The sequence below is a fragment of the Alkalibacterium putridalgicola genome (assembly GCF_040959045.1).
Lineage (GTDB): Bacteria > Bacillota > Bacilli > Lactobacillales > Carnobacteriaceae_A > Alkalibacterium > Alkalibacterium putridalgicola.
Genome location: NZ_CP162615.1, coordinates 1347485 through 1359309, shown reverse-complemented (window position 1 = coordinate 1359309; position 11825 = coordinate 1347485). Strand labels below are relative to the sequence as shown.

Sequence of the window (11825 nt, the reverse complement as noted above, 5' to 3'; positions counted from 1 at the left end):
CGGGTACTCCTTTGCAGTCTACACAATTTGTTTAAACAGTGAACAATTTACGTGGGAAGTTAGCCAATGTTTCATAGCCGTCTTCCGTGATAACGACCGATTCACTGATCGATACGCCGAAGTTGTCCAAGTACATACCTGGAATACAGTGGAACGTCATGCCAGGCTCAAAGATAGTTTTGTCTCCAGGACGCAGGCTGGCAGTATGCTCGCCCCAGTCAGGCGGGAAGTTGAGGCCCATTGAATAGCCGATGCGTGACTCTTTATGGAAGCCGTGTTTCTTGAGCACTTTGTTCCAGGCCGCTTCGACCATTTCTGCTGTGTTGCCAGGCTTGAACTGTTCCAAAGCAGCGTTCAGTCCTTCGATCGTGATGTCAGCTGTTCGCTTCACTTCTTCGCTTGGTTCGCCGATAGCGATCGTACGCGCAAGTGGTGAGTGATAACGCTGGTGTGCACCTGCGATCTCGACCGCTACAACAGTGTTGTCCGGATATTTCTTGTCAGACCAGGTCAAGTGCGGTGCACCGGCTGTTTCGCCTTCAGGAAGCATCGGCACGATCGCTGTATAGTCGCCGCCGAACTCTTCTGTTCCTTTGATTTGTGCGTTGTAGATAGCCGCAACGACGTCGTTTTCACGCACTCCGGCAGCCATGGTGTCGATCGTTGCCTGCATGGCTTTTTCAACGATCTTGCCGGCACGTTTCATCAGTTTGATTTCTGCTGGTGATTTCACGATGCGGACCCAGTTGACGATCAAGTCGCCGTTTTTGAAGTTGGCATCCGGCAGGCCTTTTTGCAGCTGCTCGTAAGCTTTGGCTGTGAAGTAATAGTTGTCCATCTCTAGACCGATGTTTTTCTTGTCTAAGCCGAGTTCTTTAACCACTTTAGCGACATAGTCCATTGGGTGCTTGGTCAAGCTCTGTACGTGATCATCGCTGTAAGCACGGACATGCGCTTCGTCTAAGTAAGTCGTTTTCACGACGCCGCTGAAAGCATCCATGTATCGTCCGATGAAGTAAGGCATTTCTTCGTTCACGTCGACCAGAACCATCTGATGGACGTAGAATGACCAGGCATTGTGGCCAGTCAGATAGCACATGTTTGCTGGGTCAGTGATCAAAAGGACATCGATATCTTTCTCTTTCATGCTCTTTTTCACTTTGTCTAAACGGGTCATGAATTCTTCTCTTGGAAACATTGTCATTGTATTGCACTCCTTTAAAATTGTATTTTTTATAGTTTAAGGCTGTAGATTATTTCAAGAACTCCAGGGCTGAATGGACATGGAACTTCACGCCGGTGATCAGTGTATCTTCATCGATGTCAAAGTTTGGTGCATGATGCGGATACGTGGTCCCTTTGCTTTCATCACCCGTACCGATAAAGACGAACGCACCGGGTACGTTGTTGCGGTTGATGAATTCGGAGAAGTCTTCTCCGGCAAGACAGAAGTAAGGCTGGATCTGGTCCGCTGTGGTGAAGTTAGGCAGCACGCGCTCTTTCAAGAAGGCCACACTGTCTTCATCATTGATGACTGAATAGCTGCTTGGCACGATCTCGATGTCGTAGTCGATATCATGGGCCGCACAGATTCCGTCGATCAGACGTCTGAACCGTTTTCGTGGATGCTGAGGCGTATCATCGTCGCCGTCGTACAAGTAACGCAGCGTGCCTTCCATTGTTACTGTGTTGGCTAGGGCATTATATGACCCATCAGAAACCACTTTGCCGAAAGCAATAACAGTTGGATCAAGAACGGAGATCTCACGTGTCTGCAAGGTTTGTGCTGACGTGATGATGTTCGCTGCACACGGCACGGGATCTTTGGCTTCGTGAGGAGCTGACGTATGTCCGCCGCGACCTTTCAAGATCAGCTTGAAGATAAACATTTCTGCCATGACCGGTCCGGACTGGATGCCGATCTTGCCGCTTTCCACCTGCGACCAGAGATGGACACCGAAGGAAGCGTCGACTTTAGGGTTTTCAAGGACGCCCTCTTCGACCATGAACTTGGCTCCTTCTTCTTCTTCGTTTGGCTGGAAGACGAGTTTCACGTTACCTTTCAGTTCGCTTTGGTGATTCTTCAGGACTTTGGCTGCGATCATCAGCATAGACGTATGACCGTCGTGACCACAAGCATGCATCACACCAGGGTTCTCTGATTTGAATGGCAGATCAGTCTCTTCCGTTACTGGAAGCGCATCCATATCTCCGCGCAGTAAAATCGTTTTGCCGGGCTTCGGTCCTTCGATCAAGCCAACGACACCGGTATTGAACATGCGCTGAGTCGGGATACCCAGGTCATTCAGGTATTTCTCGACGATTTCAGAGGTGCGGAACTCTTTCGTCCCCAGTTCCGGGTGACGGTGAAAGTCACGACGCAGTTCGATCAGTTCATCATGGTGAGACAAGATCTCTTCTTCTAAAACAGTTAAATCCAATACATTTTGAGCCATAGATTTTATCCTCCTGTCATATCCTTTAACTGGAGCCTGCCTGCATGCCGTAAATCTTGACACGCAGGGTCAGGTCAGCAGTTTATTTATTTTTTAGTTTGTGTTAGATAAGGGCCAGTGACTGTTCCAGGTCTTCGATCAAGTCTTCCACATCTTCGATACCCACAGAGATTCTGATCTGTCCGTCGTAGATGCTTGATGCTTCTCTTTCTTCAGGCGACATGTCGAAGTGACTCATGGATGGTGAGTGCTGGATCAGCGAGTCGACGTTGCCTAAACTTGTGGCCAGACTGAAGACTTTCATGTTGTTCATCACGGTACGGACTGAATCCATGCCGCCGTCCAAGTCGAAACTCATCAAGCCGCCGAAGCCGCCGTTCATTTGCTTTTTGGCGATCTCGTGTGTCGGGTGGCTTTCAAGTCCTGGGTAATAAACGTTCGTGATCTTTGGATGTTTCTCCAGGTATTCAGCGACCTTCATTGCGTTCTGACACGTGCGTTCCATGCGGATGCCCAAAGTCTTCATCCCTTGTGTGACCTGCCATGCACCGAACGGGTCGATGACTGAGCCAAGCGTCTGCAGATATGGCATGCGGCAGCGGTCGATGCGTTTCTTGTCGCCGACGATCACACCAGCTGTAACGGAACCATGTCCAGCCAGGAATTTCGTTGCTGAGTGAACGACCAGGTGTGCCCCGAGTGTCAGTGGGTTCTGCAGATAAGGTGAAGCGAACGTTGAGTCAACGATCAATGTCATACCTTCGTGTTCTTCTACGATGTCAGCGACAGCTCTAATGTCTGTGATCTTGAGCGTTGGGTTCGCAGGTGTTTCCACGTAGACGACTTTCGTGTTTTCCTTGATGGCGTCTTTGATGTTCTGCGGATCAGTTGTATCGACTCGAGTGATCTCGATCCCGTAGTTGTTCAGAACTTGTGCGAACAAGGTGTAGCTGCAGCCGTAGATAACATCACCGATGACAGCATGGTCGCCGGCTTTCAGTGAACTCATGACAGCGATGGAGATAGCGCCCATACCTGAAGCAACGGCCAGTCCAGCGTCGCCTTTTTCAAGGACTGCCATTCTTTTTTCCAGTTCGTCAGCGTTAGGTCCGCCAAAGCGAGTGTAGACATACCCTTCGTCCACGTTCTGGTTCAAGTGGACAGCACTATCAAAATCCTTCAGTATGTATGTGGATGTTTGATAGATCGGGCTCACGTGAGTCATGGCTGATGGCTTGTAGCTTCCTTCTACCACCGCGTGTTTTTGTGCTGAATGTAACAAGTCTGTATTCATTCCCATTTTCTATTCCTCCATTTTCGTATTTTTTAATTTGTAGTGATGGTTTATCAATTTGTCGAAATCGATAGGTCAGTATTGTTTCCGCTTACATCTTTTGATGAAAAAATTTGATTCGTTCATTATCATCTGCTTTCTTTTCTCTTTGTTTCTTTGATTAACCTTATGATATACTAACGGTAACGCTTCATCAACGTACAATAGTGAAGGAATTATCAATCGGTTTGTACTACACATTGTAGGAGGAAAAAATGTTAACTCTTAAAGATATCATGGATATGGACATCCTGAAAGACGCCACGGTAATCAATGAACCAGAAGATTTTTCAGAAGTAAAGGTTGATTATATCTCTGTCCAGGAACCTCCTGTAGAAGGCTTTGTACGTGAGAACGAGATCGTTATCTCGACAGCGGCCGCCCTGGACGATACGGCTGAACTGACCCGATTCATACAAGATGTCTATCAGGCAAAGGCTGCAGCCCTCATCTTCTCTTTCAAACCCGGTTCACAGAACGAACTCAGCCCGGACGTCATCGACTTGGCGAATGCGCACCAGCTCCCGCTAATAGAGATCCCCTGGAACGTGCGTTTTTCTGATGTCATCGAGGCTGTGACAAAGGAACTGAAAGCAAAGGACTTACATAACGAATCCACATGCATCAAGCTGCAGGAAAAACTGCTTCAGCTTTATTTTATGGATGAATCGCTGGAACATGTAGCCGAACGCGTTGCCGTGTCGACCGGTCATTCCATTAAAATTACGGATAAGCACAAAAATGAAAAAGGGCGCTACATTTTTGACGATGCAGAAGCCTTTCATGAAATAGAAATAAAAGTAAACAGCACCTTGTATGGCTATTTATATATTGCTGAATCTCCCCATACAGATGAAGAGCCAGTCGACATCGACCTTCTGAACCATTATATCAATGTCCCCCTGTCCCTCTGGTTTGAAAAAGAGGAAGTCATCAATATAACAGGGCTGAAACTCAAAAATGATTATATCTGGAAACTGGCTATCGAAAAAGACACGACACCGGAGATAGTGAATCAAGGCGTTCAACTTGGTTTCAACATGGATGCGCTCTACTTCTGTGTGCTTCTGAAGATTCATTCAGTCGATCATGCTGCGGAAAATTATAGTTCGCTGACGATAACAAAGGTCGAAAAGAAAATCATCGGTCTGCTGCAGGAGAAAAACATTCAGGCTATGATCAGTTTCAAAAACGATAGATTTATTCTGTTTCTGGAAAATCAGCCGGAACTGAATACGACGGCCCTCCTTGACGAGATCGAAAAGGTCCTTTCAGAAATGGATCCCTCATTCAGATATCACTGGGGCATTGCGGAACGCACGTCAGAAAAAAATGCCTTCCCCGAACAATACCGGAAAGCAAAAATCGCTCTGGAACAAGCACTGGACTTGAACATCTCGCGTCTGGACTTCAGGCAAAGCCGTATCACCAGCCTGATCAACCAGATGACGCCACGCCATAAAGTGCGCGAACAAGCCTATGCCCTTTTGGATGTGATCATACAGAATGACCGCTATAACGAAAATGGCATGGACCTCATCCAGACAGTGATCGTGTATATCAAAACGAATTTGAATACCAGTGAAACGTCACGTGAATTAAGTATCCACAGACAGTCCCTCCTTTACCGGTTAGCTAAATTCGAAGAACTGACTACATTGTCTCTGAGTAACGCCGATGATTTATTTATACTTCAATATTATCTGAGGCTCCTGGGCAAGTTTCAGTGAATGCCGGTTTTCAAAGAGCCACTCGCATATAGTTAAGTAAACGAGTGCACAGGTATATAAAGAAAAACACGATGATCCTATACTCCTGTGTGGCGGAATAGGATCATCGTGTTTTAACTGACAAGGATCAGCTTTTGCTTTTTCTACAGAAGTGCTTACATATACTGGCGCGTCAGTATTCGTTTACTTCAGGACTTTTTTGATCGATTCGATAAACAATTCAAAATGTCCCACATTGAATACGGGCAAAAATTCTTTTTTATTGCATATCTCGGAAGTGATGAAGATATCAATATCGCGATTCAAGTATTCCTGTTCCAGGTCGCTGATCAGTTGTATGTCAGCTGAATCATATGTATAAGCAACGGACCCGTTTCTTCCGTGTTTTTTGGCTATAACATAGGCCATAATTCAGTTTCCTTTCTCTATGTAGATAATGATATATACTATTTCTTTAGTTAGTTAAGGTCTATACATGTTAACAACGTACAAAAGATGTCAACATTTGTATTTTACGCTATTCTGTTTGGTTAATCCATACACTTATAAACAAAATGATGAATAAAATCAGTTTGAAGCACGTTTATGGATCTCTACCCTTCTCGATATGAAAACTATCTGAGGAAAAAGTTCTGTATTTCAAAGACTCAGTGTTCAGTTGGCTTTTTAGTTAAGGGAATAGACGTCTATTTCAGGAAGTCACTGGCTTGTTATCCGATGAGTATGGGCTATACGCGCATATAACAGGAACTCGAGTGTGAGTGTATTGGTGAGATGCGGTTATAGAGGCGTATAACTGGAACTGATGGGTGATCTTCTTGCTGAGTATCGGTTATAACGATGTATATCATTAACTGACGCGTGGTCGTCTTACTGAGTTGCGGCTATAGGGGTATATAATAGGAACTGGCGCATGACAGTCTTGCCGAGTTCCGGTAATAGAGACGTATAACCTGAACTGGGGCGCGATTGCCCCACCGAGATACGGATATGAAGACACATAACGGTAATTCAAAACGTATTCCTCTTCTGAGTTCCGGTTTCATGGACCATAAAGATATTAGAGTGCTAGTTCTCGTGTCGAGATCCGTTAACTTCTATGCTACAGTCGCTTTCTATACTATTTATCCAAACTTAGCGTTATAATTAGACTAAACCTGGCACAAGGAGGTCCTTATCTTGATCGATGCACTCCATCTACATACAAACAATACCATTCCCATAGACGAACTGATGGCTTCGGCTGTGGGTGAATACACTAAAGAAAGACCCTTCCCTGCCGACAGATTCAAAACGGTTCCTTTATGGAAAAAGCTCTGGAATGAGCGGCGTCTTAAGAAGCTGATCAATAAGCTTTTGGATGACATCGAACCGTATCTTCCTGAAATAAAGGAGCATAGGGATGCTCCTTCAGAATTGTCTGCTTCAACATTGAATGCATTGAAGGTTCTCGTTACAGGGACCATGCACGCGATCGATGCGGAATACCTTTTGTTCGAGCGGCCCTTCCTGACTCACTTTATCGATCAGGGTTATCTGGATGTCGCTGAAGCCTTTATCTTTAAAGCCAGCAAAGAAGATGGCCAGTTAAGTCACGAGGAAGTGTTTCAGGCTCTTCGTAATGTCTGGATCATGAACAGCCTTCAGTTATGCTGGAATCTTCCTCTTGAACTGACGCCGCCGATATATGCCTACAGCATGCTTTATCCTTATACCGATAATTTACTGGATAATCCCATGATCAGTCCCGAGACTAAAGACGACTTCAACCAGCGTCTGGGCAAAGCACTGGCCGGTGAGCGTCTTTCATCTAACGATAAAGCGGAACAAAGGATCTTCACGTTAGTCGAACACATCAGCACACATTTTCCGCCGACCCGCTTTCCCCTCGTGACTGAAAGTATCCAGCTTATTCATGAAGGACAAGTCAAAAGTCTACTTCAAAGCAATGGGATGTCTTTAGACCAAGAGGAAATAAGGACGATCAGTTTTTTTAAAGGAGGTACCTCAGTTCTTGCTGATGCCTATTTGGTCAAAGGAACACTCACAAGTGATGAGATGGCTTTTGCCTTTCACTATGGGGCCTTTCTCCAGCTGCTGGATGACCTACAGGATAAAGAAACGGATGAAGAAGTGGGAAGTCAGACTCTCTTCAGTTCAAAAAAGGATAAGGCAGCAGTTGACCAGGAAATCCGACGGTTGATCACGTATATCTTTACTGTAAATAAGAGAGATCCAGAGGAGTCTGTTCCTTTCTCTCGTATGAAAGACGTGATCAGCCAGTGTACTCTTTTGATGGTGATGGAAGCGGTCGGAAAAAGTCCGGAGATCGTGACACGGTCCCTTTATAAAGAACTGGAGACTTTTTCACATGTCCGTTTGACGTTTTATAAAGAACTGGAAAATAGACTGAGTGAAATTTTTAAGAATGAATAGACAAAAACGGACAGGAAGAGAAGCTCTTCCTGTCCGTTTTAAAGTTTTTCAGATCATCAGATTACAGTAGACTCTCCAGTGGGTGGAAAATAATATAAGCCAATCCCAAAATGAATTTTTTATACCAGGGTGTCGGAACGTTCTCTGCCGTATCCTCAACAAGTTGTTCGGCGTAGTCGTTGTACGGGACACTGTTTCGGGCGATATCTTTAAGACTCTCTTCCAGTGCCGTTGACAGTTCCGGACTGTCTATAACAACCAGATTTTCCTGACTTAAGAACGAACTGCGCGGGTCAAAGTTAAAGGACCCCACTAAACTCAAACGGCGGTCGAACATATAGGCTTTCGCGTGAATGTAGCCTTTCCCCTGAAAATGATAAAATTGCGTGGTGTCATTACTCAATTCTCTTAAATACTTACGCTGACCGGCGATGGCAGGAAAGTTAGTCGACACAGCCATCGAGTTAGTGATGAAGAAAATCTTGGCGGTCGTATGCTTCAGCGAGATGTATTCTCTCATCTCTTCACTTGGTACGACATAGGGACTTTGGAAGATCACACTGTTTTCGGCTTCATCAAACAGTCTTCCAAGCGTTGCCAGGATATGCGGATCTTTTTTCCAGCGCTGGATTCCATTTGTGACCAGACTCACCTTGCGAGTCGGGTACATGTGCTCTTCCCAGTCGATCGTTCTGCCAGCACCGTATTGATTGTTTTTTTCGGCTTCTTTAACGGTCGATACCAGTTTTTCATAGGTCTCATTTGCAAGCTTCTCATATCTGTTCATGATATGACTCGGTCTGACACTTGTATACGGATGGAACCACATGGATTCAAAGTACTCTGTATACTGCTTCACGACACTTTCGTCATAGCGATCGGGGTCTTTATTGATGATCACCACATCGCGGTCGTAAACTGCTTCTTCATTATCTTTGACAAAGAACGCATCTTCCAGATTGACGCCACCGGTTAAAACATAACATTCATCGATGATCATGTACTTGTCATGCATCCGATTTTGCCATGTCCAGGGACGCAGCCAGTCAAACTCTTCATAAAACGCCAGATTGACATTCGGATGAGCCATCAGTGCCCAGTATTTGCCATTACTGATCCCAAACAGGTTATGCCCTTTGCCATCAAACAGGATATAGACTTCAACCCCTCTGTCTGCGGCTTTCAACAGTTTACCGTAGAACAAATCACTGGCGGCACCGTCTTCGATGGAAAAGTTGGCAAATTTTATTGTTTTCTTTGCGGACTCAATCAGGTTCAGGTGCAGTGTCAGCAGGATATCCTGGGTATCAAAGAATGCGGCCTTGTCCGGACCCTCGTCTTCATCGTCACCATAATAATACGGCAAACCCTTTTCTTCCAGTTCTTCTCTGCTTTTCGGTTTCTTATAGTGAAGCAGGACATTAGAAGTGAAAAAAGCATACCCTAAATAAGCACCGAGACCGATCAACCCACCTTTAGCTATCTTTTTTAACATGTTCATCAACCCTCTCCGGTCCTTTCAAAGTGTTCATTAGTAACTTTAGTATAACATTTATTATTGTAACGATAAAAAATAGTGATTCTACTTGAGAGATGAAAAAACAGGAGCTGTACGCCCTCTATGTTAGAGTGATCGTCCAGCTCCTGTTTCTTTAAAGTGATTAGATATTTACCCAGCACATGACTTACACGTTTTGTCGTCAGTCGTCGTGTCCCTGCATACACAGTCTTCAGTATGTGAGAGGTAATGCTCCGTCTGTTTAAGAAACTGGCTGGCTGTGTCTTGGCTGATCGAATAGTGGTTCCATGTCCCCTCTTTTCGGACAGTGACCAGACCAGCTTGCGTCAAAGCTTTGATATGATGCGAGAGTGTCGGCTGAGTAAAGTCGAAGTGCTCCAGTATACCGCAGGCACACATCGAACCGCAGGACAGCATATCAAGGATTTTGACACGTTTCGGATCGGATAAGGCCTTGGCTATTTGTGCGTAATTTTCATAAGTCATTCGTCTCGTCTCCATTCAAAGGTCACTTTATCTTTAGTGTGATTTATAAATCTAGGTCAGCTGATACACTTGCATACCTTCCATTTCCAAACCGTTACGGTGATTTACTTTTCATCCTCATCGTCTTTCTGTGCAAAATACATGACGATCATCGTCCATACGATAAAAATGGCAGTGACTGGTGTGGGAGGAACACTGATTCCCATGTATTCCAACAAGGCCAGAAGAAGGAAAATCCCCCCCGTGATGTATCCATAATAACCCAGGATCTTTCGGTAGCTTTCCGTATTTTTATTGTTCTTTTTTGCATTAGGCTTCGTATTATAATAAGCGATCAGTATGTTCCACTTCAGGACATGTACAGCAAAGCCGATCGCCAGCAACACGATACCCATGAAAAGGTATGTCAGCATGGTTTTCCTTCTTTCTAGGTGGTTTCATGTAGAACTCAAAGTGTAGATTTAATGCTAGCAGAATGCCATAAGATGTGAATTTACGATATAAGAAATTAAGTCTGATGCGTAGAGAAACTAATTATGATATTTTTAATGATAATATTTTATTAATATCTAAGAACCAATTCCGAAAATTATTTATAATTTTGTTTATCTGTTTATGTGTTTTTCTATTTTCGATGATATTTGGATCCTTCAATAGTTTATCAATCATAATAGACTTTGTCATATTATCGAAATTTGTATAATTTTGAATCGTTAATAATTCTTTGCAAGTCTTAGACATACATATTATTTTTATTATTTCTAGATATTTATCTTCAGGATTTTCGTTTGCCATTTTTTTAAATATATCACTAAAAAAATATTTATTATCATAATCTTCTTCTTTATAATGTACAATACCGAAATAAGTTAAAGCATCAATTAAATCAAAAGTGGATTCTTCAAAGTGATTTAAACTTGTAATCAACCATTCATCAGTAAAATAACTCTTACTTAATAAGTTCAATGGTAGGCTAGACAATTCATATACTAAAAAAATAAATTCATTTATATTTTCTATATCAGGAAAATGCTCGCCAGGATAGATTGATCTCGAATTAGTTTGTTCAATTCTAGTAATCCAATTTTCTACAAATTTAGTATTATGTTTGAGCTTATCAAAACTATATATAAAAAAGATCTCTTCATTCAATGGTTCTGCTGACACATCAATATTAATATTATTATTATTTTTCAACATATAACTAGATACTTGAGCAGATGTATTTCTTTCATCATCCAAACTCATTAAATTGACGTTAAGGAATTCATCCCAATTTAAATCATTTGAAGATTCCATTATGACCCTCCTATATTATTTACAGAATTTAATATCGATTCTACTTCTTCTTGATCATCAATGTCAGTTTTAATTTCACTTAAATGTTGATCTACATTCAACTTAATATCTTCTTCTGTTTCAAGTAAATTATCTTCCGCATATTGTATTAGATTATCTATACTAAATCCACTATCTAAACCCGTATAGTCTTTATTTAATAATTCAATACCGTAATAAGCGTATTCCTTTAACTCTTGTAACAGTTCCCTAGTATCTATAGAATTTAGACTCATATTAAAAACTTCAGCGGTTTCAATTGGTTGATTTTTTAGTACCTTCTCATGTTGAAGGAAGACAAATAATGAATTTTCTAGATCCGCTCGTTTACCCCAAATTGTTCTCGATATTTCAACTTTATCATTGGATGAAGTATCCATTTGACTCCTTGTTCCGTGATAGATACCTAACAGACATGCGTCTATAAAAACTTCATAACCTTCTTTATAAACGTTGTTATCAATTAGATAATTAACGATAGAAGCATGTTTTCCTCTAATGATTATATCTGTATTTATTATAGACAA

Annotated in this window: 11 protein-coding genes; 2 read left to right on the top strand and 9 right to left on the bottom strand. The window is 42.8% G+C overall.

The window, feature by feature from the left end:
* Positions 1-31 precede the first annotated feature (31 nt).
* The 3 genes from AB4027_RS06390 to AB4027_RS06380 all read right to left on the bottom strand — a co-directional run bounded on the left by AB4027_RS06390 (position 32) and on the right by AB4027_RS06380 (position 3756).
* Entirely contained in the window at positions 32-1204 is a 1173-nt protein-coding gene (locus tag AB4027_RS06390) for a M24 family metallopeptidase (protein WP_368644732.1), read from the bottom strand.
* A gap of 49 nt (positions 1205-1253) precedes the next feature.
* Entirely contained in the window at positions 1254-2456 is a 1203-nt protein-coding gene (locus tag AB4027_RS06385) for a M20 family metallopeptidase (protein ID WP_368644731.1), read from the bottom strand.
* 103 nt (positions 2457-2559) lie between these two features.
* On the bottom strand, positions 2560-3756 hold the full coding sequence (locus AB4027_RS06380; RefSeq protein ID WP_368644730.1) for a PLP-dependent aspartate aminotransferase family protein: 1197 nt from the start codon (positions 3754-3756) through the stop codon (positions 2560-2562).
* Between the two features lie 248 nt (positions 3757-4004).
* Here AB4027_RS06380 and AB4027_RS06375 point away from each other — a divergent pair, with 248 nt between their 5' ends.
* Positions 4005-5519, top strand: coding sequence for a PucR family transcriptional regulator (locus tag AB4027_RS06375; RefSeq protein WP_368644729.1), 1515 nt, complete (start codon positions 4005-4007; stop codon positions 5517-5519).
* A 183-nt stretch (positions 5520-5702) separates the two neighbouring features.
* Here the strand turns inward: AB4027_RS06375 and AB4027_RS06370 are convergent, their stop codons facing one another.
* Complete coding sequence (locus AB4027_RS06370; protein WP_091487512.1) at positions 5703-5927, bottom strand: DUF6718 family protein; 225 nt, start codon at positions 5925-5927, stop codon at positions 5703-5705.
* Positions 5928-6698: 771 nt separating this feature from the next.
* Here AB4027_RS06370 and AB4027_RS06365 point away from each other — a divergent pair.
* Positions 6699-7955: a class 1 isoprenoid biosynthesis enzyme gene (locus AB4027_RS06365; RefSeq protein WP_368644728.1), complete on the top strand. Its 1257-nt coding sequence runs from the start codon at positions 6699-6701 to the stop codon at positions 7953-7955.
* Positions 7956-8016: 61 nt separating this feature from the next.
* Here the strand turns inward: AB4027_RS06365 and AB4027_RS06360 are convergent, their stop codons facing one another.
* The 5 genes from AB4027_RS06360 to AB4027_RS06340 form a co-directional block, all read right to left on the bottom strand.
* The gene (locus AB4027_RS06360; RefSeq protein WP_368644727.1) at positions 8017-9456 is read right to left on the bottom strand and encodes a phosphatidylserine/phosphatidylglycerophosphate/cardiolipin synthase family protein; all 1440 of its coding nucleotides are present in this window, start codon (positions 9454-9456) and stop codon (positions 8017-8019) included.
* Positions 9457-9624: 168 nt separating this feature from the next.
* Positions 9625-9960: an ArsR/SmtB family transcription factor gene (locus AB4027_RS06355; protein WP_368644726.1), complete on the bottom strand. Its 336-nt coding sequence runs from the start codon at positions 9958-9960 to the stop codon at positions 9625-9627.
* A 104-nt stretch (positions 9961-10064) separates the two neighbouring features.
* Positions 10065-10373 (bottom strand): DUF3784 domain-containing protein, encoded by a 309-nt coding sequence (locus tag AB4027_RS06350; protein WP_368644725.1) that lies wholly within the window; start codon positions 10371-10373, stop codon positions 10065-10067.
* Between the two features lie 121 nt (positions 10374-10494).
* Positions 10495-11259: a hypothetical protein gene (locus AB4027_RS06345; RefSeq protein WP_368644724.1), complete on the bottom strand. Its 765-nt coding sequence runs from the start codon at positions 11257-11259 to the stop codon at positions 10495-10497.
* Entirely contained in the window at positions 11259-11825 is a 567-nt protein-coding gene (locus AB4027_RS06340) for a hypothetical protein (protein ID WP_368644723.1), read from the bottom strand. Before AB4027_RS06340 ends, AB4027_RS06345 begins: the two co-directional genes overlap by 1 nt.

Bases quoted from the DNA above. Each gene is read 5' to 3' on its own strand.
- AB4027_RS06345 (WP_368644724.1), bottom strand. From the start codon at position 11,259: ATGGAATCTTCAAATGATTTAAATTGGGATGAATTCCTTAACGTCAAT.
- AB4027_RS06385 (WP_368644731.1), bottom strand. From the start codon at position 2,456: ATGGCTCAAAATGTATTGGATTTAACTGTTTTAGAAGAAGAGATCTTG.
- AB4027_RS06350 (WP_368644725.1), bottom strand. From the start codon at position 10,373: ATGCTGACATACCTTTTCATGGGTATCGTGTTGCTGGCGATCGGCTTT.
- AB4027_RS06360 (WP_368644727.1), bottom strand. From the start codon at position 9,456: ATGAACATGTTAAAAAAGATAGCTAAAGGTGGGTTGATCGGTCTCGGT.
- AB4027_RS06375 (WP_368644729.1), top strand. From the start codon at position 4,005: ATGTTAACTCTTAAAGATATCATGGATATGGACATCCTGAAAGACGCC.
- AB4027_RS06380 (WP_368644730.1), bottom strand. From the start codon at position 3,756: ATGGGAATGAATACAGACTTGTTACATTCAGCACAAAAACACGCGGTG.
- AB4027_RS06390 (WP_368644732.1), bottom strand. From the start codon at position 1,204: ATGACAATGTTTCCAAGAGAAGAATTCATGACCCGTTTAGACAAAGTG.
- AB4027_RS06370 (WP_091487512.1), bottom strand. From the start codon at position 5,927: ATGGCCTATGTTATAGCCAAAAAACACGGAAGAAACGGGTCCGTTGCT.
- AB4027_RS06355 (WP_368644726.1), bottom strand. From the start codon at position 9,960: ATGACTTATGAAAATTACGCACAAATAGCCAAGGCCTTATCCGATCCG.